Genomic DNA, 24,546 nt, shown 5'->3' on the forward strand with positions numbered 1-24,546 from the left:
GCGTAGAGGGGCTGGCCGCCCGCGGGGCTCGCGTAGGGAAGCGGGGACTCGGGCCAGCCGTAGTCGCGGGGAGGGAGGGCGGCGCCGGGGACGACGGGGACGTAACCGGGGACCTCGGAGTCCGGGCGGTCGAAGCGGGCACCTGCCGGGTTCGGCGGGAGGAGCGTCATCACGAAGATGGCGATGCCGCCGAGGCTCGGGATGAGGACGAGGAGGATCAGCCAGCCGCTCAGGTTCACGTCGTGGAGTCGTCGCGCGGTCAGCGCGATGCCCGGGACGATGGTGGCCAGACCCCAGAGGACGAGCAGGACGATGCCGACGGCGAAGCCGGGGCCTGGAACCGAGCGGCCGCTGTCGTCGGTGGTGGCGCCGGAAAGGCCGAGGACGAGCAAGAGGATGTACAGCACCAGGCCGACGATCGCGTTGACGAAGAACCACCACCAGTATTCGCTGCGGCTGGCCCGGCCGTCGAAGCGTGCGTACTTCTTCCAGAACCGCACGAATGCGGCACCCAGCGGTGCACCGTAGTACGGCGCCCAGAGCGGAACGATCGGATTCACGGCATCCCCCTTTGTGCGCCCGGGGCGCCCACGGCCCCGGACGCACACAGCTTAGCTCGCGGGCGCGCTGCCGTCCCCTGCCGGATCCGACACAGCCTCAGCGGACACGGACTCAGCGGACTCAGCCGCAGCCGCCCCACCGAACGCACCCGACTCGACGCCGGGCGGCACGGCGGCCGCTTCGAGGAGCTCGGCCTCCGCCTCCGCGTCTTCGCCACGGAACTGCGTCATGTAGAGGTCGTAGTACGCGCCGCGGCGGCCGAGGAGGGTTTCGTGGTTGCCCTGCTCCACGATGGCGCCGTTCTCCATGACCAGGATGGTGTGCGCATCCCGGATCGTGGACAGGCGGTGGGCGATCACGAACGAGGTGCGGTCGGTGCGGAGGGCCGCCATCGCCTGCTGCACCAGCAGCTCGGTGCGGGTGTCGACGGAGGAGGTGGCCTCGTCGAGGATGAGCAGGGACGGGTTGGCGATGAACGCGCGCGCGATGGTGATGAGCTGGCGCTCACCGGCCGAGACGCTTCCGCCGTCCGCGTCGAGGACCGTGTCGTAGCCGTCCGGCAGCTGACGCACGAACCGGTCGACCATCGTGGCCTTCGCCGCGTCGACCACCTCCTCGTCGGTGGCGTCGAGGCGGCCGTAGCGGATGTTCTCGCGGATCGTGCCGCCGAACAGCCAGGCGTCCTGCAGCACCATGCCGACCTGCTCGCGCAGTTCGGCCCTCGCCAGTTCGGTGATGTCGATGCCGTCGAGCAGGATGCGGCCGGAGTTCAGCTCGTAGAAGCGCATCACGAGGTTGACCAGGGTGGTCTTGCCCGCGCCGGTCGGGCCGACGATCGCGACCGTGTGCCCCGGCTCGACCGAGAACGAGAGATCTTCGATGAGCGGCGTGGCCGGCGAGTAGCTGAACGAGACGTTCTCGAACTCGACGTGACCGTCCGTGCGCTCCGGGAGCTCCGCCTTGACGTCGTCCGGGTCTTGCTCGTCGGCGTCGAGGAACTCGAACGTGCGCTCCGCGGAGGCGACACCGGACTGCAGCATGTTCGCGATGCCGGCCACCTGGGTGATCGGCTGCGTGAACTCGCGCGAGTACTGGATGAACGCCGTCGCGTCTCCGAGCGTCATCTGCCCTGTCGCGACGCGGAGGCCGCCGACGACGGCGATCAGCACGTAGGACAGGTAGGACACGAACGTCATCGCCGGCATGATCGTGCCGGACACGAACTGCGCGCCGAAGGATGCCCGGTAGAGCTTCTCGTTGCGCTCGTCGAACTCGGCGAGCATGACCTCGTCGCGGCCGAAGGCGCGGACCAGCTCGAGCCCGGAGTACGACTCCTCGATGTGACCGTTGAGCGAGCCGGTGTTCTTCCACTGCGCCGCGAACAGCTTCTGCGAGCGCGAGCCGATCACGCCGGCGATGATGCCGGACAGCGGCAGCGCGATCAGGGCGATGAGGGCGAGCTGCCACGAGACGATGAACATCATGATCGTGATGCCGAGCACGGTGAGCACCGACTGGACCAGCTGCGAGAACGCCTGCTGCAGCGCGGCCTGGATGTTGTCGACGTCGTTCGTGACGCGCGACATCAGGTCACCGCGCTGGCGGGTGTCGAAGTAGCTGAGCGGCAGCCTGTTGAGCTTGGTCTCGACGTCGGCGCGCAGACGGTAGACGACGCGCATGACGAGGGCGTTGAGCACGTAGCCCTGCGCCCACATCAGGAACGAGGCCACCAGGTAGATGGCGAGCACGATGAAGATGAGACGGCTCAGCTCGACGAAGTCGATGCCGACGCCCGGGATGGGTTGGGTCTTGGCGAGCATGTCGGCGAACTGGTCGTTGCCCGCCGCGCGCGCCTGCTCGATCTGCTGGTCGAGCGACTGGCCGGCGGGGAGCCCCTTGCCGATCACGCCGCGGTAGATCACATCCATCGCCGAACCGAGGATCTTCGGCGCGATGACCGTGAGGATCACCGAGATGACGACGAGCCCGACCACGAACGAGAACTGCACGCGCTCCGGACGGAGCAGGCCGAGCAGCCGGCGCAGAGACGGCCAGAAGTTCTGCGCCTTCTTGGCCGGGGCTCCGCCGAACATGTCGCCGTCTGCCTCGGTGGGGGTGAACTCGTAGTCTTCGACCTCGGGGGCCGTGACGTCGTCGCGTTCGAGGACGTCGTCCGCACGCTTGCGTGCCATCTCAGGCCACCTCCAGGCTCAGCTGCGATTCGACGATCTCGCGGTAGGTCTCGCTCGTCTCGAGGAGTTCGTCATGGGTTCCTCGGCCGACGATGCGGCCGTCGTCGAGGACGATGATGGTGTCCGCCTCCCGGATGGTCGACACACGCTGTGCGACCACGATCACCGCGGCGTCTCTCGTCGCGTCGGCGAGGGCCGCGCGAAGGCGGGCGTCCGTCGCGACGTCGAGGGCCGAGAACGAGTCGTCGAAGAGGTACACCTGCGGCTGCGAGACGAGCGCCCTGGCGATGCAGAGACGCTGGCGCTGACCGCCGGAGACGTTGGTGCCGCCCTGGGAGATGCGCGCGTCGAGCCCGCCCTCCTTGGCCAGCACGAAGTCTTCGGCCTGGGCGACGCGGAGCGCCTCCCACAGCTCCTCGTCCGTGGCGTCGGGCCGGCCGAACCGGAGGTTCGATGCGATCGTGCCGGAGAAGAGGTACGGACGCTGCGGGACGAGCCCGAGCACGCCGGCGAGCTGCGCCCTGGTGAGCGAGTCGACCCGCACCCCTCCGATGGTGACGGTGCCCTGCTGCGCCGTGTAGAGGTTGGGCACGAGGTTGACCAGCGTGGTCTTGCCTGCGCCGGTCGATCCGACGATGGCCGTCATCTTGCCCTGCTCGGCGACGAAGTCGATGTCGCTCAGCACCGGCTTCTCCGCACCGGGGTAGCCGAAGGTGACACCCCGGAACTCGACCCTGCCGGAGGACGGCAGCGGCGCATCCCCTGCTCGCCCGGCGTCGGACGCCTCGGTCGACAGCACCTCGTCGATGCGCCCGGCGCAGACGACGGCGCGCGGGATCATCATCACCATGAACACGCCCATCATGACCGCGGTGAGGATCATCAGCAGGTATTGCAGGAACGCGGTGAGCGAGCCCACCTGCATCTGACCGGCATCCACGCGCTGTCCGCCGAACCAGAGGACGGCGGCCGTCGCGAGGTGCAGGATGACCATGATGACGGGGAACATCAGGACGAAGATGTTGCCGACCCGCACCGACACCTTGGTGAGTGCCAAGTTGGCCTCCGCGTAGCGCTCCGACTCGAACGGCTCGCGGACGAACGCCCGGATGACGCGGATGCCGACGATCTGCTCGCGCAGCACGCCGTTGACCTTGTCGATGCGCTCCTGCATCTCGCGGAACAGCGGAAGCAGGAGCACGACCAGGATGCCCACCACGACGAAGAGGACAGGAACGGACACCCAGACCAGCCAGGACAGCCCGATGTCTTCGCGCAGGGCCATGATGATGCCGCCGATGCACATGATCGGCGTCGACACCATGAAGTTGAGCGTCATCAGCACGAGCATCTGCACCTGCTGCACGTCGTTCGTGTTGCGGGTGATGAGCGTCGCCGTGCCCCAGCGGCCGACGTCGAGCGCGTCGAGCGAATCGACCTTGCGGTAGACCTCACGACGCAGGTCGCGGCCGACCGCCATCGACACCTTCGCACCGAAATAGATGCCGCCGATGGCGGTCAGCACCTGCGCGAGGCAGACGACGAGCATCGTCATGCCGGTGTTCCAGATGAAGTCGGTGTCTCCGGTGACGACGCCCTTGTCGACGATCTGGGCGTTGAGACTGGGCAGGTAGAGCGCGGCGATCGTGGACAGCAGTTGCAGGACCACGACCCCCACGATCCCCCACACGTATGGGCGCGCGTGACGCAGGGTAAGACGGAGCAGGATCAAGGATCCCCAAGGGGTGGCTTTCGGTACCTGAAGATTGTGGCAGAAGCCTCCGACATTCGTGACACCGCACCTGAAATTTGCGGCGTCGCATTTTTCCCGCTCCTATTGCACGCGAACGGAGGCGTCGCTAGGCGATGCCTCCACCGTCCACGACGAGCGCGGAACCGGTCACGTACGACGACTCGTCAGACGCGAGCCAGACGACGGCGGCGGCGATCTCCTGCGGCTCCCCCATGCGCTGCAGCGGGCGGTCGGCGGCTTCCGCGAGGAACGAGCCGGCCTCCTGGCCGAGCTGGCGGGCCTCGTCGCGGAGCATCCCGGTGTTGACGTCCCCGGGGTTCACCGAGTTGACGCGGATGCCCTGCGGGCCGTGGTCGATGGCGAGCGCGCGGGTCATGTTGACGACCGCACCCTTGGACGCGCAGTACGAGATGGCCTGCGCTCCTCCCTTGAGCCCCCATCCGGAGCCGGTGTTGACGATGGATCCTCCGCCGTTCGCCGCCATGACGGGCACGACATGCTTGCACATCAGGAAGATGCCTTTGACGTTGACGCCGAAGACGCGGTCCCACTCGTCTGCCGTGGTCTCGACCGCTGTGGTGCGGCGGATGATGCCCGCGTTGTTGAAGACGACGTCGACGCCGCCGAACGCGGAGACGGTGTCCGCGACGACCCGCTCGATGTCCGACTCGTTCGACACGTCTGCTGTGAGGGCGATGGCGGTGCCTCCCGCCGCGCGGATCTCCTCCGCGACCTTCTCCGCCGCGCCGGGCGCGACATCCACGACGGCGACGCGCGCGCCCTCCGCCGCGAAGGCGAGGGAGGTGGCGCGGCCGATGCCGCCGGCTCCTCCGGTGACGATGGCGGACTTGTCGGCTAGACGCATGTGTGCGCTCCTTCGGTGGTGGCCGCACTGGCGGCACTGACAGGGTAGATGCTCGACGACGACGGACCGGTGATCACCCGGAGGTGACCGGCGAGGCGTGCGTCGAGGCTGGTGTCGCCGGTGTCGACCAGGAGCGGTCGTCCGGCGAGGTCGATGAGTTTCTGCTCGGTCGCGACAACCATCAGGGGGTCGGCGAGTAGAGGGTCGGCGCCGATGGCGTCGAGCACGGCGGGCGAGAGCTGCTGGTTGCCGCGCCCGAGCAGGAAGCCCTGACCGCCGATCACGGTCACGACGGCCTGCGCGGGGTGTCCGGCAATGGATGCGATGGCCTGCTGCTCCGACACGTCGCGTGCCACGAGCATCCCGTCCTGCACGATGTCGACGCCGAGCGGGGTGGCCGGCACGCCCAGTTCGCGCGACACGGCGGCGAGCGTTCCTCCCGGGCCGAGCAGGTAGCGCACGCCCGGCCGCATGGCGGCGACGGCGCCCGCCGCTGCCCGGCGGACGGCGTCGGCCTCGCTGGTGCGGGTGGGCGCTTTGCGTGCCTGGGTGCGCTCGCGGGCGACGGGCACGCGGACGAGCGCGAACAGGCGAGGGTCCGGCCGGCCGGCGCGCAGCAGCTCCTCGTCGAGGTCGAGGACCTCCGCCTCGCGCGTCGGCAGGCCGCCGGCGGTCAGCCACTCCGCGGCGATCGCGCCCGCTGCGGCGGGAGCGACGGCGAAGCAGCCGGAATACATCTTGACCCCGGCCGGGATACCGAGCAGTGCGGTGTGCGCCGGGGCGCCGCGTGCCGCATCGCGTGCCGTGCCGTCTCCACCCGCGAACAGCACGAGGGTGGCGCCATCGGCCACGAAGGCCGCGACGGCACGCGCGGTGTCGTCGCCCGTCGTGCCGTCGCCCGCTAGGCCGTCGCCCACGAGGCCGTCGCCCGTTAGGCCACGCTGCGCATCCGGAGCGTAGACGACGCGCGGGAGGAGACCGGCGGCGCGCACCGCATCCTCACCGAGCGGCCCGGACGCCGTCAGCACCTCCAGCCCGGGATGCGCGCCCGCCAGCACCGCGAGGGCCGCGGCAGTGCGCTCGGCGGCCCTGGCATGCGAGCCGCGCGCGGCGGCCTCGCGCTGCACGGCCTCGCCGTCGCTGCCGACGAGGCCGGCCGGTCCCCCGATCCCGGCGACGGGGTTCACGATCACCCCGATCGCCGGGCGGAGCTGACGGAGGGAGGACATCTACGCAGCGGCCTCGTCGGAGGAGGAGGCCGACGCAGCGCCAGGGGCAGCACCAGTGCCAGCGCCACCGCCATCCGCCTCGGACGACGGAGCGGAGAACGGCGCGAACGCACCCTCTCCCGCCCCGGCGTACTTCCGCTGGTACGCCCGCCAGGTCACCGCCCAGCGATCCGGGTCGTCCATGTCGTCGTGGTGCGTGTGGTGCACGGTCTGGTTGTGCGGCGCCGTGCGCACCACGTCCGGCGTCTCGCGGGCCTCGCGGGCGACCTCGGCGAGCACGTTGGCGTACTCGTCCAGTTCGGCCATCGAGTACGACTCCGTCGGTTCGAGCGTGAACGGCTGCGGAACGATGTACGGGTGGTGGCTGGTCCAGTAGTGCATGCCGAAGTCGGAGGCGCGGACGCCGATCTCCTCGGAGCTGATGCCCGTCTCCTCGAACAGCTCCTGCCAGGAGTACCGCACCTGCTCGATGCGGCGGCGGCCGGTGGCGTACGGTGCGCTGGCGCCGGGGATCGCGAGGATGCGCTTCATCAGGTAGTTGTTGTTCAGCACCGCCGTCTCTGCCACGGCGCGCAGGCCCTCCGCGCCGAGCGCGCTGATCCAGGCGTACGTGCGCACGATGTTCGGGATGACGCCGTAGAACGGGGCGACGGAGCCGATCGACTGCGGCCGGTCCGCATCCAGCACGTAGCGGTCGCCGACCCGCTCGACCACCGGGCCGGGCAGGAACGGCGCAAGCGCCTCGGAGACGGCGTTCGCTCCCGAGCCGGGGCCGCCGCAGCCGTGCGGCGTTCCGAACGTCTTGTGCAGGTTGAAGTGGCACACGTCGAATCCGGCGTCGCGGGCGCGGGTGATCCCGAGGATTCCGTTGGCGTTGGCCTGGTCGTACGAGGCGAGCGCGCCGACACCGTGCGCAAGCTCCACCCACTCCCGGATGCGCGGGTTGTAGATGCCCGTGTCCTCCGGGTTGGTGACCATGATCGCCGCGGTGCGCGGTGAGAGCGCGGCGCGGAGGGCGTCGATGTCGGGGTAGCCGTCCGCATCCGGGTGGATGGTGATGACCCGGTATCCGGCCGCCTTGGCCGCCGCCGCGTTGGACGGGTGGGAGAAGATCGTGGTGATGACCTCATCCCGCTGCTCGGCCTCGCCGCGGGAGGCGTGGTACGCGCGGATCATCGAGATGTTGGCCCAGATCGCCTCCGATCCTCCGCTGGTCTGCAGGGAGACGCGGCTCATGCCGGAGATCTCGGCGAGCATCCGCTCGGTGCGCCAGACGATCTCGAGGATGCCCTGCGCGCTCGCCGGATCCTGCAGCGGGTGCAGCTCGGTGAGGTCGGGGGTCCGAATGATCGCCTCGTTGACCTTCGGCGCGTACTTCATGGTGCAGGTGCCCTGGCCGACGTCGACGTTGAGGTCGGCGCCGAGGTTCTCCTGGCTGAGGCGCAGGTAGTGCTTGAGCACCCGCATCTGCCCGATCTCCGGCAGCGCCGGCGGTGCACTGCGCCGGAGGGATGCGGGAAGCGCCGCGACGACGTCGCCGACGGCCTCCCGCACGCCGGCCTCCGGGCGGGAGACGAGCACTCCGCGCTCGCCCGGCGTGTGCAGTTCGAACACGACGGGCTCGTCCCAGCGCGCCTGGTGGAAACGCCGCACGGGCGGTTTGGGGGCGATGGGGAGGCTCATGCGCTCTGCTCCTTCTTCTGTGCGCCAGCGGCTGCACCGGCGCCGAGGGCGTCGGAGAGCACGGCGGCGAGGTCGTCGATGTCTGACTGGGTGTTCTGCTCTGTGACGCACACCAGGAGGTGCGTCTCGTCGATGGCGTGGCCGGGCTCGAATCCGGATGCGCGGCCGGCGGCGACCAGTTCCGGTGCGGTGAGCGCCGCATCCCGGAGGTCGATGACGAATTCGCGGAAGTGCGTCGCCCCGTCGGCGAGCGCGACGCCGGGAAGGGCGGCGAGGGCGCGGGAGGCGTACGCCGTGCGGGCGAGGACGGTCTCTCCGACCTCCGCCATGCCCTGCGGACCCATCAGGGAGAGGTAGACGCCCGCCGCGATGCCCCAGAGCGCTGCGGCGGTGCCGACCCACTCCTTCCCTTCCTCGCGGAGCGCGAAGGAGGTGCGGTCGTATGCCACGTCGCCGAAGCCGTACTCGCCCGGCACATCGGTGGAGGCGAGGCCGAACAGGCGCGACGGCAGCTCCATCACGAAGCGGGGGTCGTCGTGCACGGCGATGAAACCGGCGTGGGCTCCGCCGAACCAGGGGTGCAGCCCGAGGGACTGGATGTCGCCGTGGACGATGTCCGCGCCCTGGTCGGCGGGCGGGGTGAGGATGCCGAGGCCGATCGGGTCGGTGCCGACGATGACGACGGCTCCGACCGCGTGGGCGGCGTCGGAGAGTTCGGCGACGGCGGTCTCGAGTGCTCCGGTGTAGCTCGGGGTCTCGATCCAGATCGCTGCCGTCGCGTCGTCGAGCATCCCGGTGGCCGCGGCGACATCGGCGACGCCGTCGACGGTCGGCACCAGGACGAGGTCGATGGTGGGCGCGATGTAGTCACGCACCTTGGACAGCTTGTCCGGATGCGCGTCGCTCACCAGCAGCACGGTGCGGCGGCCGGTGATGCGGCCCGCCATCGCGAGAGAGGTCGCCGCGGCCTGGAAGCCGTCGTACGTCGGCACGTTGACCACATCCTGGTTGAGCAGCTCGCCCATCAGCGACTGGTACTGGAACAGCGCCTGGAACCGGCCGTGGTCCTCGTACGGCTCTCCGGCGTACGCGGTGAGGAACTCGCTGCGGTTGATGACCTCGTCCACCACGGCGGGCACGGCGTGCTGGTACGTGCCCGCGCCGAGGAACAGCCGGCCGGGCTCCACCGCGCGGTTGCGGCGCAGCAGGCCGCCGACGTGGCGCACCAGGTCCTGCTCGGCGACGAGCGGCTCCGGCAGGTCGAGCGGGCCGGCCAGGCGCAGGTCGGCTGGCACGTCGGCGTAGAACTCCTCGACGGACTCCGCGCCGACGGCGTCGAGCATCGCCTGGCGGGATGCCGGCGCCATGTTCGGCACGTACGGGTGGACGAATGGTTGGGTCATGGTGGCCTCGCGGTCGGTGGTCTGGTGGTCGGGGAAAGGATCGAGTCCGAAGTTGTTCACGGGTGATCCCGGCGTGTCGCGTGAATAACTTCGGACTCGATGGCTTGGGGGGCGGGGTGGGCGATGACGGCGACGCCGAAGGGCCCGAGGGGAAGGCCGGGGGCAGCGTCGGCGTCGGCGTCGGTGAGCAGGTCGCGTCCGCCCGGGATGCGCGGAGCGGTGAGCGTGCGGCGCCCGTGGTTGAGGACGAACGTGTAGTCGGTGACGCCGTCGGTGCGGGTGACGACCTCGAGGTCGGTGTCGCGCTCGGTGGAGGCGGGGACGGGCACGCCCGCGGCGGCGAACACCCCGGAGAGCACGGCGCGCATCCCGTCGCTGTCGAGACCGGCGCTCAGGTACCAGGCGGCGCCGGCACCGGATGCGCGGCGCGTGACGGCCGGACGCCCGGCGAGGTCGCCGTCGCTGTAGTGGGCGAGCACCTCTGTGCCGTCCGCCGCATCGATCCACTCGCTCCAGACGCGGACGCCGTGGCGCTCGCCTCCGAACGCGACGGACGCCGTCTGCCCGTCCGCCAGCGGCCACCACTCGTCCACCTCGACGCCCAGCAGGTCGCGCAGCGGGCCGGGGGCGCCTCCGTCGTGCACCTGCTCGCTGTGGTCGACGACGCCGGAGAACGGTCCGACGACCAGCTGGCCTCCCTCCGCGACGAACGCCGAGAGCGCATCCGCCTGCTCGGGGGTGGTTGCGTAGAGGTTGGGGACGAGCAGCACGCGGTGCTCTCCGTACGGACCGGCGGCGCGGGCGACATCCACCGGCTGGCCGAGCGCGTACGCGGCGGCGTGCCAGGCCCGCGCCTCCTTCAGCCAGTCGAGGCGCACGGACGGCAGGGACTCCGGTTCGCTGACGCCCCACCAGGAGTCCCAGTCCGCGACGAGGGCGATGGATGCGCGCACGCGGGTGCCCTTGATCGGCGCAAGCTTCTTCAGTTCGGCCCCGAGCGCCTTGGTCTCCTGGAAGGTGCGGCTGCGCTCTCCGCGGTGGCCGAGCATCGCGGAGTGGAACTTCTCCGGACCGAACTTCGCCTGCCGCCACTGGAAGAACAGCACGCCGTCCGAGCCGTGGGCGAGCGCCTGCATGCTGCCGACGCGCATCTGACCCGGCGCCTTCGGCACGTTGACCTCGCGCCAGCTCACCGCGCTCGGCGCCTGTTCGAGCAGCAGCCACGGGCGGCCGTCTTTGAGGGAACGCATGAGGCCGTAGTTGAGGGCGGCGCCGATGTGCGCATCCGGATCGGCGGGGTCGGGGTAGGCGTCGTCGGTGACGATGTCCTCCGCGTCCGCGAAGTCCCAGTAGTCGAGCTCGCGGAACAGGCTCATGAAGTTGGTGGTGACCGCGATGTCGGGGGTGACCTCGCGCAGCACGTCGATCTCGGACTGGAAGAGTTCGAGCAGCGCGTCGGAGGAGAAGCGCTCGAAGTCGAGGAGCTGGGCAGGGTTGATCGGGCCGGTGGCCGTGCGCGGCGGCTCGATCTGGTCGAAGTCGAGGTAGTGCTGCCCCCAGCAGCTGGTGCCCCAGGCCGCGTTGAGGCCGTCGATCGTCTCGTAGCGGTCGCGCAGCCAGCGGCGGAAGTGGCGAGCTGACTCCGGGCACCAGCAGCGGGAGACGTGGTCGCCGTACTCGTTCGACACGTGCCAGAGCGCGAGTGCCGGATGATCGCCGTAGCGTTCGGCGAGGGTGCGCGTGAGGCGGAGGGCCGCATCCCGGAACACCGGAGAGCTGGGGCAGTACGTCTGCCGCGAGCCGAACTCGAGCCGGACGCCGTCGGCGTTCCAGGGCAGCACCTCCGGATGCTCGCGGACCAGCCAGGCGGGAGGTGTGGCGGTCGCTGTGGCCAGGTCGATGCTGATGCCGTGCTCCCAGAGCAGGTCGATCACGCGGTCGAGGCCGGCGAAGTCGTACTCGCCCTCACGCGGTTCGAGCAGCGGCCAGGAGAAGACGGGAAGGGTGACCAGGTTGACCCCGGCCTCGGCCATGAGGCGTGCATCCTCTGCCCAGACGCTCTCCGGCCACTGGTCGGGGTTGTAGTCGCCGCCGTATGCGAGGGCGTCGAGGCGGATGGTCCGCGGCGAGGTGGTCGTCACTGGTCTCCTTGCGGCTGTGCTGGGGCTGTTCTGGGGTGGCGCTGGGCGCGGCGACGGCGTGGTGCTTTACACCGGGCAACCGTCGACTGTATTCTGTATACAGTAACGCTAAAGCGATTCCCGCGGTGGGTCAAGCCCTAAGCTGGCGACGCCGGCCGGCCGGGAGGCCACGCACGAACCGACCAGGAGGTCACAGTGATCGAGCGCAAGAACCTGCGGTCCCAGGTGCGCGAAGAACTCATCGCGAGAATGCGCGCCGGCGACGTGCGCCCCGGCGAGAGCATCAACGAGGTGCAGCTCGCCGCCGAGCTCGGCGTGTCGCGCACGCCGCTGCGGGAGGCCCTGATCGCACTCGAGAGCGAAGGGCAGATCGAGTCGGAAAACGGCAAAGGCTTCCGGTTCGTGCCGCTGAGCGCGCGGGAGTTCGAAGAACTGTGCCCCATCATCGTGGCGCTGGAGAGCCTCGCGCTCGACCTCAGCCCGGCCGACGAGCTGGCCGGAATCGGCACGCAGCTCGCCGCCCTCGCCGCCGAGTTCAACGACGATGTCGCCCAGCACGCGCTGGTCAACCGCCGCGACGACGAGTGGCACAACCTGATGCTGAGCGCCTGCCCCAACCAGCGGCTGCTCGACGAGATCGCCGGCGTGCGCCGCGCCATCCACCGCTACGAGTCGCTGCTGGTGTCCGACGACGTGATGGTCGAACGCAGCGCGATCGAACACGCAGACATCGCGCGCTACTTGGTCGCCGGCGACCTGCCGGCGGCGAAAGAGGCGCTGGCCGCCAACTGGACCAATGGGATGCGCCGTCTGCTCGCGGACGCGGGCATCTCGTGGGAGCGGCTGGGCTGACCGGCGGGGCGATCCGGCCCTCAGCCCGAAGCGCGCACCGCGAGGTCGACGCACAGCGCGGCCGACCAGCCGAACGACGTCGTCGCCGTCCTGGCCTTCCTGCCGGTGAGCGGGTTGAAGTATTCGTGCGGTCCACCGGCGTGCTGCACCAGGCGCAGCGTCGCCTCGACCAGCTCGCGGGAGCGGTCCGCGTGGCCGGAGACGGCCAGCCCCTCGGCGATGAGGGCGTTGATGTTGACCCATACCGGGCCGCGCCACATCCGCTCTGCGGAGAAGTCGGCATCCCTGGCGGCGACCGTGGGGATCGCCCACGGCGTCGCGAACCGGTCCGGGTCGTCGAGGGCTTCGAGGATCCTGGTCACGATGCGCCCGGGAAGGCGGCCGGTGAGCAGCGGGAGCAGGCTGACGGCGGTCTCCGCGGAGAGCGGCGTGCCTGCTCCGCGGGAGCGGAAGAATCCGGCGGCGTCGTCCCACATCGCCTCGAGCAGCGCGAGGGTGCGCTCGGCTCGTGCGGCGTGGCGCTCGGCTGCCGCAGTGTCCCCCACCGATCTGGCCCGGGATGCGAGCAAGTCGTCCTGCAGGATCAGGTATGCCGCGAGATCCGGCGACGCGACGGGAAGCTCTCCGTCGAACACTGGGCTGTCGTCGAGGCCGGAGGAGTACGGGTGGCCGTACTCGGGCATCCCGTCTCCGTCGAGGTCGGAGTGCGCGAACCACCACTCCTGGCTGTGCGCGACCGTCTGCCACGCCTCGTCGAACCAGGCGGGGTCGTCGACCAGGCCGTCGAGCGAGCGCAACGCCCAGGCGGCGAGCGGCGGCTTGGTGAGCGGGATCGGCGCTGACGGGTCGGCGATGGAGGAGCCTGCGCGACGCAGCGTGTCCCTGTCGCCGGGCGGGAGGTCGTCGCTCGACGCCAGCACGCCGTCGTCGTGCACGACGTCGGGCAGCTGGCCGTCCGGTGCCGGGAAGCCGAACGCGAGCGCGAGCTGCTCGCGTGCGAGCTCCGGGGCGCCGTGGCGGAGGCCGGCCGCGATGAAGTACGCGTCCCACTGCCAGAGGCCGACGTAGCCGATCTTCGACGGGACGACGGCGCGCGCGTCGCCGCGACCGGGCAGGGTGACGATGTTGGCGCCGAGCACCCACCAGCAGAACGCCGTGAGGTCGGCGAGGTCGGAACGCACCCGCGGTGTGCGGGCGAACCAGTCCGCCCAGACGGATGTGGTGGCTGCGAGGGCGGAGGCGTGCGGGGTACCCGAAGCGTGCGAAGCCTCCGCGTTCTCCGCCGTGGCTGCGCCCAGTGCGATCCGCAGTTGCGCGCCGTCTCCGCCGGGGAACGAGAGCCGCACGACGGTGTCCCCGCCCACCTCCCGCACCCGCAGGTCGTCCGCGCCGGTCGCCGTCCAGGACGCCTCGCCGGCCGACGGCAGCCCGGGCGCCCAGGCACCGGATGCGTCGCCTGCCTGAGCGGCGTCGAGCGCGCCGACCGCGCCCGGCACGGTCAGCTCGACCGTCCACCGCGAGCCGCCGCCGAGGCTCAGCGCCCGCTGACCGTCGAAGGTCAGGGTCGCTCCCCCGTCGAACGCGATGCTCTCCGGGCGCACGTCCGCGATCTCCGCGACGCGCCCGTCCGCACCGAACACCCGCAGCGCCCGCACCACGACGCAGTCGTCGAGCCTGCGCTCGTACTCGGCCAGCCGCACGGTCACGCCGCCGTCCGTCCGCTGCACCAAGATGCGCGACCCCGGCAGCGTGAACGGCGCGTTCTCCAGGTCGAGGAACCGAGCGGCACGGTCGGCCGCATCCTGTGCCGCAGCATCCAGCGCCGCCGCATCCTGTGCCGCCGCGCCCCGCGCATCCCGCGTCGTCGCCGCCGCGCTCATCGGCCGCCCAGTCCGGACGCCGCCATGCTGTTCAGGATGCGACGCTGGCCGATGACGAACGCGATCAACATTGGGATGGTCGCCACAGCCGACGCCGCCATGATGAGCCCATAGTTGATCGAGCCGAACTGGCCGCGGAAGCTCTGCAGCAGCAGCGGAACCGTGAAGAGATCCTGACTGTTCAGCAGCACCAGGGGAAGCAGGAAGTTGTTCCAGGTGCTGAGCGCCACGATGATCGCGAGCGCACCGAGGCCCGGGCGCAGGTTCGGGAGGATGATGCTCCAGAAGATGCGCCACCGTCCTGCGCCGTCGACCAGCGCGGCCTCCTCCAGCTCCTTCGGCAGCGACAGCACGAACTGGCGCATCAGGAACACCGCGAACGGGTTCGCCAGGGCGGCGGGGATGATCAGCGACAGGTGCGAGTCCACCCAGCCCAGCTTCGCCATCAGGAAGTAGAACGGGATGAGCGTGACCTGCATCGGGATCATCTGCGTCGCCAGGAACACCACGAACAGCACGCGGCTGCCGCGGAACCGGATGCGCGCGAACGCGTACCCGGCCATGGCCGCGGTGATGAGCGTGCCGATGACCACCAGCACGGCGATGTAGATGCTGTTGAAATACGCCTGCGCGAACGGGGCGTCGTTCCACGCATCCACGTAGTTCTGGAACGTGAACGGAGTGGGGAGGAAGCTGAGCGGGTCGTTCAGGAGCTGGGGCAGCGTCTTGAACGAGGTGATGAGCATCCAGATGAACGGGAACACCATCGCGACGCCGCCGATGGCGAGCACCACATGGAGGAGCGTCTTGCGGACGCGGGTGCCTGCGCGGCCCTCGCGGGCTGCCCCGGATACGGCGGTCATGCTGCACCATCCTCGTAGTGGACGAACTTCTTCTGCGCCGTGAACTGGATGCCCGTGATGACGAGCGTGATCAGCAGCAGGATCACCGACGCAGCGCTGGCCGGACCGAACTGGAACTTCCCGAAGCCGAGATCGTAGATGTGGTAGACGATCGTGCGGGTCGCGTTGTCCGGGCCGGCGTTCGCCGTGAGGATGAACACGGTGTCGAACGTCTGCAGCGAACTGATGAACGCGATCACCGACGAGAAGAACATGATCGGCGACAGCAACGGCATCCGGATGCGGAAGAACAGAGTCAGCGCCCCCGCCCCGTCGATGCGCGCCGCCTCGATCACGGCGGGGGAGATGTTCTGCAGGCCGGCCAGGAAGATGATCACGTTGAGGCCGAGCGACGACCAGATGGAGACGATGCAGACCGCGATGAGCGCGAGGTGCGGGTCGCCCAGCCAGTCCGGGGCGGGCACGTGGAAGACGCTGGCGATGAAGCCGCTGATCACGCCGTCTTTGCGGAACAGCTGCTGCCAGATCATCGCGACCGCCACCGACGAGGTGACCACGGGCGCGAAGAACAGGATCAGGTACAGCGTCTTCGTCTTCAGCTTCTCCAGCGCCACCGCGATCACCACGGCGAGGCCGAGGCCGACCGGGACCGTGATCACGGCGATCAGCAGGGTGTTGAGGATGGCCCTGCCGAACAGCGGGTCGGAGAGCTGGTTGCGGAAGTTGTCGAAGCCCACCCAGCTGAGGTCGTTGAGACCGTCCCACTGGGCGAAGGCGAGCACCAGGCTCGCCGCGAACGGCAGCACGACGAACAGTGCCATGCCGATCAGCTGCGGGCCGACGAACACATAGCCCCAGCGCCGGTCGCGCCGCCGCCAGGCGGACTCCCCTCGGAGTCCGCCCGGCGCGGTGTCTGCGGGTTTCGCCGTCGCCGCCTGGTCGGGGGCTTCGGTCAGCGACCCTCGGATTGCACTCACGCGTCGATCCCTACTTGCCCGTCTTGTCTTCGATCATCTTCGCGACATCGTCGAGGGTCGCCTTGGTGGACGCCTTGCCCTCGTAGAGCGCGAGCATCTTGTCGCTGATGTCGCTGGAGAGGCCGGGGACGGATGCTTCCGTCGCGTAGTCCTCGAACCCGATGTCGCGCATGTCGAGCAGCGTCTGGGCGTGCTCCGGGTATCCGTCGAGGACGACCTTGTCCGCGCCCTTGATCGACGGGACGGCGTTGCCTCCGCCCTTCAGGCGCTCGGTCTGGCCGGCTGCCGACAGGTAGTTGGTCCAGAACTCGAACGCAGCGGCCTTGTTCTTGGTCTTGGCGTTGATGGCGAGGTAGCTCACGGCCGTGCCGGTCGGCGCGGCCTTGCCGTCCGGGGTCGGCCACGGTGCGACGTCGTAGTTCTCCGGGTCGCCCGCCGACTTCACGGTGCCGATCGTGTAGCGGCCCTGCACGAAGAAGCCCGCCTTGTGGGTGACGAAGACGCTGTCTGCTCCAGCCCCCTGCGGGAGGGTGTCCGCGACGACGAACGTGCCGTTCTGGAAGTTCTTGGCCAGCACATCCATCGCCTTGACGCTGGTCTGGTCGGTGTTGGCGACGAACTTCCCCGACTCGTCGAACGCCTTGCCGCCCTGCGCCGAGATCCAGCTGTAGTGGGTGGACCAGTAGTTCCAGAACATGGATCCGGTGAGCCCGGCCTTCTTGAGCTTCTCGTTCATGTCGAGGTATGCCTCTGTGGTCCACTTGCCCTCGGCGGCGAGGGTGGCCGGGTCATCGGTGACGCCGGCCTTCTTCAGCGCGACCTTGTCGTACCAGAGCGCATCCGGGTTGGAGTCGTTGGGCGCAGCGTAGATCTGGTCGCCCTTCTTGGTGGCGCCGAACAGGCCCTGCGCGAAGTCCTCCGGCTTGGTCTTGCTCGCGCTGGAGTTCATCAGGTCGGTGAGAGGCAGCAGCGCCTTCGAGTTGACGAACTGGCCGATCTTGTCGTCGCCGATGTAGAACACATCCGGTGCTGTGCCGGACGCGAGCTGGGCGAGGAGCTTCGTGTGGTAGTCGCCGTAGTCGGCGACCGGCTGCAGCACCACCTTGATGTCGGGGTGCTCTTTCATGAACTGGTTGTCGAAGTCCTTGTAGCGGGCGATCTCCTCCGGAGTGCCCCAGGTGGACCAGACGACAGTCTTGGAGCCCGAACCCCCCGATCCCGATCCTGAACACGCGGCCATACTGAGTGCCAACGCGACGGCCGCCCCCACAGCCACCAGCCTTCTCATCTTCGAGTCGACGCGAGACATGCCTACCTCATTCCTTGAAGTGTCTCTTGCAATTCGGGGGCCACGGGTACGGGGCCGCTCCTGGTCTGTATTCTGTATACAGTAGGCAGGCGCGTTATGCAAGTGTCCGCGAACTACCAGCAACTGCGGCGCTTCCCGGGCGTTTCGCGACAGTTACTGGTGTTTCGGTCGTAGTAGCGGCGGCGGGGCCGGTGGGCGTATGGTCGCCGCATGGTCACCGACGACCCGCTCGACACCGATCCGGACAACTATCACCTGCTCTGGGAGAACGAGTACGTGCGCGTGCTCGAATACCTGGATGCGCCCGGCCTCCGCACGAACGACCACGACCATCCGAACAGCGTGCTCGTGGCGCTGAGCAAATTCGACCGGCACCTGCGCACACCGGACAAGGAACGCACGGTGCACCTCGATGCCGGCGAAGCCGTGTGGCTGCCCGCGCAGCGGCACTCGGGCGAGAACGTGGGCACGACGCCGACGCACACGCTGCTGATCGAGCTCAAGGGGGATGCGGCGGGAACCCCGGGAGGCCCTGGGCCCGCGGCGGTGGGGCCGAGCACGGCGGACTGACCGCCGGGTCCCCGCCCCGCACCGCCGCGGTCACGCCTGCCGGCTGAGGCTCACGCCGCGTCCCACGCCACCGCCACGTCGAGCACCCAGACGACGCCGAAGCGGTCGGCGAGCATCCCGTACGCGGGCGAGAACGCGGACGGCCCGAGGTCTTCGATGATGGTCGAGCCCTCGGCCAGCCTTCCCCAGAGCTCGGCGATCTCGTCGGCGGTCTCGCCGCGCACCGAGACGAAGAACGCCGTGTCGCCCTGGTCGTAGCCGACGCTGGCCGGCACGTCGTATGCCATGACCTGGAACCCGTTCCCGCCGATGACCTGGCCGAACTTCACCTGGTCGGCCTCGTCCGGGGTCTCCGCGGCGTGGGCGTCGGCGTTGGTGACGACGACGAGCTGCCCGCCGAAGACGGAGTGGTAGAACTCCAGCGCCGCCCTGGCGTCGCCGCGGAAGTTGAGGTGGGGTGTGGTGGTGACGGACATTGTCTGCTCCTCGCTGACGTTCCGCCCGGACGTTCCGGACGGTCGACGCCCACTCTCACAGCAGTAGAGGACAGCTTCGGTCCTCTACTCGATCTACGCTGGCAGCATGACCTCGACCACCTCCCGGCTGCTCGTGCTGCTCTCCCTGCTGCAGGCACGGAGAGACTGGCCGGGCGGGCTGCTGGCCGAACGCTTGGACATCAGCCACCGCACCGTGCGCCGCGACATCGACCGGCTGCGCGAGATGGGCTACCGCATCCAGGCGACGAAAGGCCCGGATGGCGGGTACCGGCTGGATGCGGGTACCGAGCTTCCCCCGCTCCTCTTCGACGACGACCAGGCCGTCGCGCTCGCGGTCGCCCTCCAGGCCGCCGCGGTCAGCGGAGCCGGGGTGGAGGAGGCGGCGGTGCGCGCGCTCACCACGGTGCGCCAGGTGATGCCGTCCCGCCTGCGCCACCGACTGGATGCGCTCACGTTCACCACCATCCCGAACGGCCGGAACACGGCGGTGCAGCCGGTGGATCCGGGTGTCCTGCTCTCGGTGTCCGCCGCGGTGCGCGGGCGGGAGACCCTCCGTTTCGACTACGGGGACCACGACGACCGCCCTCCCCGCCGGGTCGAACCGCACCACTTGGTGGTCGCCGCCGAACGCTGGTACCTGCTCGCCTGGGACCTCGATCGCGACGACTGGCGCACCTTCCGCGTCGACCGGATGCGCCCCCGCACCCCGAACGGCCGCCGCTTCGAACCGCGCCCGGTGCCGGGAGGCGACGTGCGCGCATACGTGTCCGCCCGCTTCAAGGGCTCGGCCGACGCCGACGACTGGCCCTGCCACGGCAGCGCGATCCTGCACCTGCCGGCCTCCGAGGTGCTGCCCTTCGCGGGCGACGCCGTGGTGGACGACCTCGGGGACGGGCGCTGCCGCATCCACGTCGGCTCGTGGTCGTGGGTTGCGCTGGCGGCGTCGCTCGGGCGATTCGACGCGGCGCTGGAGGATGTGGAACCGGCCCAACTGCGGGAGGCGTTCGGGATGCTGGCCGGGCGTTATGCCGCGGCCGGCCGGTAGCTTCCCGCCGACTCAGCGCCGAGAGAGCAGTGAGGTGACCCGCAGCTTCTCGCTGTGGATCCACACGTCGGAGTACTCGACCGGACGGTCGTCGGCCAGGTAGGTGACCTGCTGCAGGTATTGGACGGGTGCGCCGATCGGCAGTTCGAGGGCGGAGGCGGCGTCGCCGGATGCCGCCTCGGCGGAGAAGGTGCGGCGGGCGCTGCCGATCTTCAGATGGTAGGTGCCTTCGAGCGTCCCGAAGAGGCTGGTGGTGCGGAAGTCGGTCTTCTCGATGCCGGGCGCGAGGTCGGCGCGGACGTAGTTCACCAGTAGGGCCACTGGGCCGCGGTCCGTGCTGCGCAAACGGACCAGCTTGAGCACCCGTGCTCCTGGCGACACGTCGAGCAGTGCGGCGACCGGCCGGGGCGGCTCGATCAGGCGGCACTCGATCACGTCCGTCTCGGTCACGATCCCCTGGTTGGCGAAATCCTCCGACAGCGTGCTGAGCTTCTGCGCGATGGCCGGCTCGATCGTCGTCGACGTGACGAACGTTCCCTTCCCCCTGACCTGCCGGAGCAGCCCTTCCTCGATCAGGGTGGTGAGGGCCCTGCGCAGCGTCCCCCTGCTCACGCCGAGGTCGTGCGCCAACTCCGGTTCGCTCTTCAGCCGGTAGTGCGCCGGCCACTCACCGGCGGCGATCCTGGTCCGGATGCGCTCGGAGATCTGGCTGTGCAGAGCGACGGGTGCGTCTCTGTCGAGGTCGTCGGTCACTTTCCCCCTCTTTCACTGGCACCCGCCGTCCCGACACTACGGCAGTCGGGACGGCGGCGCTCGTCAGTAGCTGGTCGTGTTCTCGTCGCCGGAGTCGGTGATGATCGACAGGCCGGCGCTCGTCCCGAGCAGGCTGGCGCCCGCGCGCAGCAGGCCCAGGGCCTGCGGGTAGCTCTTGATCGAGCCGGAGGCCTTCACCAGCACGCCGGGACGAGCCAGGTCGACCAGGTAGCGGACGCTCTCCGGGCTGGCCGTCTCGATCTGCCCGCTCGACGCGTTCTTCAGGAAGGCGACGCCGGCATCCATCGACAGTTCGACGGCCGCGCGACGCTCGTCCGGGGTGAGCAGCGGGAGCTCGAGCATGACCTTGACCGGGATGCCCGCCGCCTGCACGACACCGGCGATGTCGTCGCGGAACGCGTCGTACATCCCGCTCTTCAGCCAGCCGATCTGCACACCGATGTCCAGCTGGGTGGCGCCGAGCTTGGCGATCGACTCCGCCTCGGCGGCCTTACCGGCGCTCGTGGTCACGCCGACGGTCGGGAAGTCGAGCGCCGTCGCGATGCCGACGCCCGTGCCCGCGAGTTCTGCGGCGACCACGTCGACCCAGGATGCGGGCACCATCGCGGCGTTGAAGCCGTGCTCGACGGTCTCCTTGGCGTGGGCGACGATCTCGTCGCGGGTGAGGCCGACCTCGATCTTGGTGTGCTGGATGTACGGTGCGAGTTGCGCCGGAGCCAGAGTCAGCTCGGTGGTCGAAGTGTCAGTCACGGTTTCTGTTTCCTTTCGCGGGCACCGCGGTCGCAGTGCTTGTGGTGTGGTGCAGGTCTGGGGATGCGCGACCGGGTCAGAGCCGGTCTGCGTAATAGTCGGGCGCGATCACGCCGTCGCCGCCGAACCAGCGCGGAACGTCGACGCCGCAGACGAGGCCGATGTTGCCCCACGGCTCGAAGGCGCCCGTTCGCACGATGACCTTCGCCTGGGCTGCGACATCGCCCAGCATCTCGGCGTGGGTGCGCGTGCTGAACTCGGCCTCGGCGAAGGTGGACTGCAGCCACTCGTCGAGCCGGGGGTTGTTGCTGACGACGTCGTCCGCCCGGACGACGCCCTCGACCACCAGTTCGCCGGCGATGAGGCCGAGCACGGTGCGCAGGTCGGGCAGGTTCTCCGCCAGCGCGAGGTCGATGCGGTGGGCGTCGCGCGGGATGGGGAAACCGGCGTCGACGACGAGGATCAGATCGGTGTGGCCGAGCGTCGCGAGTGCGCCGCTCAGTTCGGCGTTCAGGATGCCGTGCTTCTTCATGGTCGGGTCCTTTCCCTGGTGGTCATGCGGCGGAGGAGGCCGACGCGTTCGCGCCGGTGGCGGCGGACATGATCGACTCCTCGGTGGCGTCCGCCGAGTCGAGCACGGCGACGATGCGGCCCTCTGCCATGACGGCGATCCTGTCGGTGATCGTCAGGAGCTCCGGCAGGTCGGACGACGAGCAGACGATCGCGACCCCGCGGGCGGTGAGGGCGTACAGCTGCTCGTAGATCTCGGCGCGAGCACCGACATCCACCCCTCGTGTCGGCTCGTCGAGAACGAGGACGTCGGGCTGGATGGCCATCCAGCGGCCGAGCATCGCCTTCTGCTGGTTGCCTCCGGAGAGGTTCATGATGGGGGTGTCGAGCGACGCGGTCTTCACCGTCATCGCTGCGGAGAGGGCCGCGGCGTCCCGGTCGAACTGGCGGCGGCGCACGAGCCCGAACCTGGTGAGCCTGCGCACCTCGAGCACGCCGATGTTCTCGCCGACGCTCATCGTGCTCAGCAGCCCTTGCGCCCTGCGCTCGCCCGGCACGAACGCCAGCTTGCGCCGGACAGACTCCGCGGGCGACCGCTGCTGATACGGCGAGCCGAGCAGGTCGACACTTCCGCCCGTTCCCCTGTCCGCTCCGAACAGGTTGCGCAGCATCTCGACGCGGCCGCTGTCCGGAAGCCCGGCGAAACCGAGGATCTCGCCCGGGCGCACCTCGAACGTCACGTCCTGATGGGCACGGCCGGCGAGCCCGGTCACGGCGAGCACTGGGGGCGCATCCCGCCAGGCCGACGCGTCCGTCGTGTCCGCACGCCTGCTGAGGTTGCCGAGCTCCCGGCCGACCATCGCGGCCACGGCCTGTTCCGGCGTGGTCTCCGACCGGCGCCAGGACGCCACGTGCCTGCCGTCGCGCAGCACCTCGATCTGGTCGGCGAGCCGGAACACCTCCGGCATCCTGTGCGACACGTAGACGATGGTGGCGCCCTGCGCTTTGAGCGTCGCCATGAGCGCGAACAAGCGCTCCGACTCCGCGGGCGTCAGCACCGAGGTGGGTTCGTCCAGGATCAGGATGCGGCAGCCGCGGGCGATCGAACGCGCCACCACGATCAGCTGCTGCGTCGCGAGGTCGAGCGTTCCGACCGGCGCTGCCGGGTCGAGCCTGAGGTCGAGCTGGGCGAGCAGTTCGGTGGCGCGGGCGGTCATCCTGCGACGGGAGGGGAACCAGCGGCTGCCGGGCTCCACCCCGACCAGGATGTTCTCGGCCACGGTCCGCTCCGGCAGCAGCGACAACTCCTGCGGCACGATGGCGACGCCGTGCTCGGTGAGCATGGTGTGCGGGTCGTAGCGCGTCACCGGGGCGTCGCCGACGGTGACGGTCCCGTCGCTCGGCGGCTGCAGCCCCGCGAGGACCTTCAGCAGTGTCGACTTGCCTGCGCCGTTCTCACCGAGCAGGGCCGTCACCTCGCCTTCCGGCACCTCGAAGGTCACACCCTCCAGCGCGCGCACCGGGCCGAACCGGCGGCTGAGCCCGGTGATGCGGATGGCGGGGCGCGGCTTCACGGCCGCACCATCGCCGGACGACGGGAACGTCATGGCCTAGCCCTCCACCGTTGCTTCGGACAGGTTGTCCTTGGTGATGATCTGCGCGCCAGTGTCGACGCCGGAGATCTTGGTGCCCTTCTTCAGGAAGTCGACGAGCACCTTCACCGCCTGGTATCCCTGCTCGGACGGGTTCTGGCTGATGGTGAACGTCATCACGCCGTCCTTGATGAACTCGGCCGTCTGCGGAAGGAGGTCGAAGCCGACCGTGGTGATCTTCCCCGCGTTGCCGGACTGCTGCACCCACTTGGCGGATGCGGTGGTGCTGCAGCAGTCGAGGCCGGCGATGGCCACGACCCCGGACTGGCCGGACATGGTCGAGTCGACCACGTTGTACGCGGCGTTCGGCTCGTTGCCGACGTTCACCGGGCCGACGACCTCCAGCGTGGAGCCGCTCATCCCCTCCTTGAATCCGCCGAACCGGTCGTTCGACCAGCCGGCCCCGGTGTCGAGCGAGAAGACGACGACCTTGCCCGTGGCGGTGTCGCCGAGCGCCTTGCGCAGCTCCTCCGCCTCGGACTTCCCCGACGCCTTCAGGTCCTGGCCGACGAAGCCCATCTGCTTGGAGTCCGGGTTGTCGGTGTTGAACGAGATGATCGGGATGCCCGCGTTGTACGCCTCGGCGATCACCGGCTTGAGCGCGTCCGAGCTGGCGGACGAGACGGCCAGACCGTCGACCGACTTCTGCTGGATGAGGGTCTGCAGCTCAGCGACCTGCTTCGCAGCGTCGCCGCCGGTCGGGCCGATGAGCTGGACGTCTGCGCCGAGCTCGGAGCCCGCCCGTTCCATCCCCTGGCCGATCGGCGTGGCGAAGGCGAGCGACGGGTCGTGGTAGCTGAGCTTGATGCGCAGCTTCTCTCCTCCATCCACGCGCTTCTGGATGTAGTCGGCGAGCTGGAAGCCGCCTCCCGAGGTCGAGTCTGCTGTTGCGTTGGTGATCGCGCCGCAGCCGGTGATGGCGATGGCCAGGGCGGCTGTCATGGCTCCCGCCGCGAGGACGCGGCGCGAAATGGTGCGGAATGACATCAATACTCCTTCGTGTGTGATGACGTGCTGCTGGATGGTGCTGATCCGGATGC

General features: G+C 69.6%; 21 protein-coding genes. 3 read left to right on the forward strand and 18 right to left on the reverse strand.

The genetic code is table 11. The features are described 5' to 3' along the window. The 8 genes from B7438_RS15785 to B7438_RS15820 form a co-directional block, all read right to left on the reverse strand. Positions 1 to 560: DUF805 domain-containing protein (locus B7438_RS15785; RefSeq protein WP_306293905.1), on the reverse strand; the 560-nt coding region annotated here is incomplete at its 3' end. Between the two features lie 51 nt (positions 561 to 611). Further along, positions 612 to 2,753: an ABC transporter ATP-binding protein gene (locus tag B7438_RS15790; RefSeq protein WP_143465990.1), complete on the reverse strand. Its 2,142-nt coding sequence runs from the start codon at positions 2,751 to 2,753 to the stop codon at positions 612 to 614. Position 2,754: 1 nt separating this feature from the next. Next, positions 2,755 to 4,485 (reverse strand): ABC transporter ATP-binding protein, encoded by a 1,731-nt coding sequence (locus B7438_RS15795; protein WP_085370644.1) that lies wholly within the window; start codon positions 4,483 to 4,485, stop codon positions 2,755 to 2,757. 127 nt (positions 4,486 to 4,612) lie between these two features. Next, positions 4,613 to 5,371, reverse strand: coding sequence for an SDR family NAD(P)-dependent oxidoreductase (locus tag B7438_RS15800; protein ID WP_085370645.1), 759 nt, complete (start codon positions 5,369 to 5,371; stop codon positions 4,613 to 4,615). Beyond that, positions 5,362 to 6,600 carry an ATP-NAD kinase family protein gene (locus tag B7438_RS15805; RefSeq protein WP_085370646.1) on the reverse strand — a complete coding sequence of 413 codons (1,239 nt, stop codon included), beginning with the start codon at positions 6,598 to 6,600 and terminating at the stop codon, positions 5,362 to 5,364. The genes B7438_RS15800 and B7438_RS15805 overlap by 10 nt, the downstream gene beginning before the upstream one ends. After that, the gene (gcvPB, locus tag B7438_RS15810; protein WP_085370647.1) at positions 6,601 to 8,283 is read right to left on the reverse strand and encodes an aminomethyl-transferring glycine dehydrogenase subunit GcvPB; all 1,683 of its coding nucleotides are present in this window, start codon (positions 8,281 to 8,283) and stop codon (positions 6,601 to 6,603) included. Continuing rightward, on the reverse strand, positions 8,280 to 9,746 hold the full coding sequence (gcvPA, locus tag B7438_RS15815) for an aminomethyl-transferring glycine dehydrogenase subunit GcvPA (RefSeq protein WP_256922071.1): 1,467 nt from the start codon (positions 9,744 to 9,746) through the stop codon (positions 8,280 to 8,282). The genes gcvPB and gcvPA overlap by 4 nt, the downstream gene beginning before the upstream one ends. Then, complete coding sequence (locus tag B7438_RS15820) at positions 9,743 to 11,827, reverse strand: beta-galactosidase (RefSeq protein ID WP_218775176.1); 2,085 nt, start codon at positions 11,825 to 11,827, stop codon at positions 9,743 to 9,745. Before B7438_RS15820 ends, gcvPA begins: the two co-directional genes overlap by 4 nt. Positions 11,828 to 12,022: 195 nt before the next feature. Here B7438_RS15820 and B7438_RS15825 point away from each other — a divergent pair, with 195 nt between their 5' ends. Next, positions 12,023 to 12,679, forward strand: a complete 657-nt coding sequence (locus tag B7438_RS15825) for a GntR family transcriptional regulator (protein WP_247597270.1) — start codon at positions 12,023 to 12,025, stop codon at positions 12,677 to 12,679. A 20-nt stretch (positions 12,680 to 12,699) separates the two neighbouring features. Here B7438_RS15825 and B7438_RS15830 read toward each other — a convergent pair whose 3' ends face one another. Genes B7438_RS15830 through B7438_RS15845 form a run of 4 tightly spaced genes read right to left on the reverse strand, consistent with a single transcriptional unit; the run spans position 12,700 to position 17,708 of the window. Next, on the reverse strand, positions 12,700 to 14,559 hold the full coding sequence (locus B7438_RS15830) for an amylo-alpha-1,6-glucosidase (protein WP_085370648.1): 1,860 nt from the start codon (positions 14,557 to 14,559) through the stop codon (positions 12,700 to 12,702). Continuing rightward, positions 14,556 to 15,422 carry a carbohydrate ABC transporter permease gene (locus B7438_RS15835; RefSeq protein ID WP_085370649.1) on the reverse strand — a complete coding sequence of 289 codons (867 nt, stop codon included), beginning with the start codon at positions 15,420 to 15,422 and terminating at the stop codon, positions 14,556 to 14,558. The genes B7438_RS15830 and B7438_RS15835 overlap by 4 nt, the downstream gene beginning before the upstream one ends. Then, the gene (locus B7438_RS15840; protein WP_256922072.1) at positions 15,419 to 16,399 is read right to left on the reverse strand and encodes a carbohydrate ABC transporter permease; all 981 of its coding nucleotides are present in this window, start codon (positions 16,397 to 16,399) and stop codon (positions 15,419 to 15,421) included. Before B7438_RS15840 ends, B7438_RS15835 begins: the two co-directional genes overlap by 4 nt. A gap of 10 nt (positions 16,400 to 16,409) precedes the next feature. After that, entirely contained in the window at positions 16,410 to 17,708 is a 1,299-nt protein-coding gene (locus B7438_RS15845) for a sugar ABC transporter substrate-binding protein (RefSeq protein ID WP_085370650.1), read from the reverse strand. 210 nt (positions 17,709 to 17,918) lie between these two features. Here B7438_RS15845 and B7438_RS15850 point away from each other — a divergent pair, with 210 nt between their 5' ends. Next, positions 17,919 to 18,278 carry a cytoplasmic protein gene (locus B7438_RS15850; protein ID WP_085370651.1) on the forward strand — a complete coding sequence of 120 codons (360 nt, stop codon included), beginning with the start codon at positions 17,919 to 17,921 and terminating at the stop codon, positions 18,276 to 18,278. A gap of 50 nt (positions 18,279 to 18,328) precedes the next feature. On the opposite strand, the gene B7438_RS15855 is transcribed toward B7438_RS15850, so the two are convergent. Then, positions 18,329 to 18,754, reverse strand: coding sequence for a VOC family protein (locus B7438_RS15855; protein WP_085370652.1), 426 nt, complete (start codon positions 18,752 to 18,754; stop codon positions 18,329 to 18,331). A gap of 106 nt (positions 18,755 to 18,860) precedes the next feature. Between B7438_RS15855 and B7438_RS15860 the strand changes: the two genes are divergently transcribed. Further along, positions 18,861 to 19,820, forward strand: a complete 960-nt coding sequence (locus B7438_RS15860; protein ID WP_085370653.1) for a YafY family protein — start codon at positions 18,861 to 18,863, stop codon at positions 19,818 to 19,820. A 12-nt stretch (positions 19,821 to 19,832) separates the two neighbouring features. Here B7438_RS15860 and B7438_RS15865 read toward each other — a convergent pair whose 3' ends face one another. From B7438_RS15865 to B7438_RS15885, 5 genes are all read right to left on the reverse strand, one after another. Continuing rightward, positions 19,833 to 20,573 carry a GntR family transcriptional regulator gene (locus tag B7438_RS15865; RefSeq protein ID WP_085370654.1) on the reverse strand — a complete coding sequence of 247 codons (741 nt, stop codon included), beginning with the start codon at positions 20,571 to 20,573 and terminating at the stop codon, positions 19,833 to 19,835. Positions 20,574 to 20,636: 63 nt separating this feature from the next. Continuing rightward, on the reverse strand, positions 20,637 to 21,344 hold the full coding sequence (deoC, locus tag B7438_RS15870; protein WP_085370655.1) for a deoxyribose-phosphate aldolase: 708 nt from the start codon (positions 21,342 to 21,344) through the stop codon (positions 20,637 to 20,639). A gap of 76 nt (positions 21,345 to 21,420) precedes the next feature. Then, on the reverse strand, positions 21,421 to 21,876 hold the full coding sequence (rbsD, locus tag B7438_RS15875) for a D-ribose pyranase (protein WP_085370656.1): 456 nt from the start codon (positions 21,874 to 21,876) through the stop codon (positions 21,421 to 21,423). 22 nt (positions 21,877 to 21,898) lie between these two features. Further along, on the reverse strand, positions 21,899 to 23,461 hold the full coding sequence (locus B7438_RS15880; protein ID WP_085370657.1) for a sugar ABC transporter ATP-binding protein: 1,563 nt from the start codon (positions 23,459 to 23,461) through the stop codon (positions 21,899 to 21,901). Between the two features lie 3 nt (positions 23,462 to 23,464). Then, complete coding sequence (locus B7438_RS15885) at positions 23,465 to 24,493, reverse strand: substrate-binding domain-containing protein (RefSeq protein ID WP_085370658.1); 1,029 nt, start codon at positions 24,491 to 24,493, stop codon at positions 23,465 to 23,467. Between the last annotated feature and the right edge of the window lie 53 nt (positions 24,494 to 24,546).

Origin of the sequence: Leifsonia sp. NCR5 (assembly GCF_002105485.1) — a bacterium.
Classification (GTDB): Bacteria; Actinomycetota; Actinomycetes; order Actinomycetales; family Microbacteriaceae; genus Leifsonia.

Excerpts from the sequence above, each read along its gene's own strand:
- rbsD (WP_085370656.1), bottom strand. The coding sequence starts at position 21,876 with ATGAAGAAGCACGGCATCCTGAACGCCGAACTGAGCGGCGCACTCGCG.
- B7438_RS15830 (WP_085370648.1), bottom strand. The coding sequence starts at position 14,559 with ATGAGCGCGGCGGCGACGACGCGGGATGCGCGGGGCGCGGCGGCACAG.
- B7438_RS15805 (WP_085370646.1), bottom strand. The coding sequence starts at position 6,600 with ATGTCCTCCCTCCGTCAGCTCCGCCCGGCGATCGGGGTGATCGTGAAC.
- B7438_RS15885 (WP_085370658.1), bottom strand. The coding sequence starts at position 24,493 with ATGTCATTCCGCACCATTTCGCGCCGCGTCCTCGCGGCGGGAGCCATG.
- B7438_RS15880 (WP_085370657.1), bottom strand. The coding sequence starts at position 23,461 with ATGACGTTCCCGTCGTCCGGCGATGGTGCGGCCGTGAAGCCGCGCCCC.
- B7438_RS15850 (WP_085370651.1), top strand. The coding sequence starts at position 17,919 with ATGGTCACCGACGACCCGCTCGACACCGATCCGGACAACTATCACCTG.
- B7438_RS15835 (WP_085370649.1), bottom strand. The coding sequence starts at position 15,422 with ATGACCGCCGTATCCGGGGCAGCCCGCGAGGGCCGCGCAGGCACCCGC.
- B7438_RS15860 (WP_085370653.1), top strand. The coding sequence starts at position 18,861 with ATGACCTCGACCACCTCCCGGCTGCTCGTGCTGCTCTCCCTGCTGCAG.
- B7438_RS15800 (WP_085370645.1), bottom strand. The coding sequence starts at position 5,371 with ATGCGTCTAGCCGACAAGTCCGCCATCGTCACCGGAGGAGCCGGCGGC.
- B7438_RS15855 (WP_085370652.1), bottom strand. The coding sequence starts at position 18,754 with ATGTCCGTCACCACCACACCCCACCTCAACTTCCGCGGCGACGCCAGG.
- gcvPB (WP_085370647.1), bottom strand. The coding sequence starts at position 8,283 with ATGAGCCTCCCCATCGCCCCCAAACCGCCCGTGCGGCGTTTCCACCAG.
- B7438_RS15790 (WP_143465990.1), bottom strand. The coding sequence starts at position 2,753 with ATGGCACGCAAGCGTGCGGACGACGTCCTCGAACGCGACGACGTCACG.
- B7438_RS15845 (WP_085370650.1), bottom strand. The coding sequence starts at position 17,708 with ATGTCTCGCGTCGACTCGAAGATGAGAAGGCTGGTGGCTGTGGGGGCG.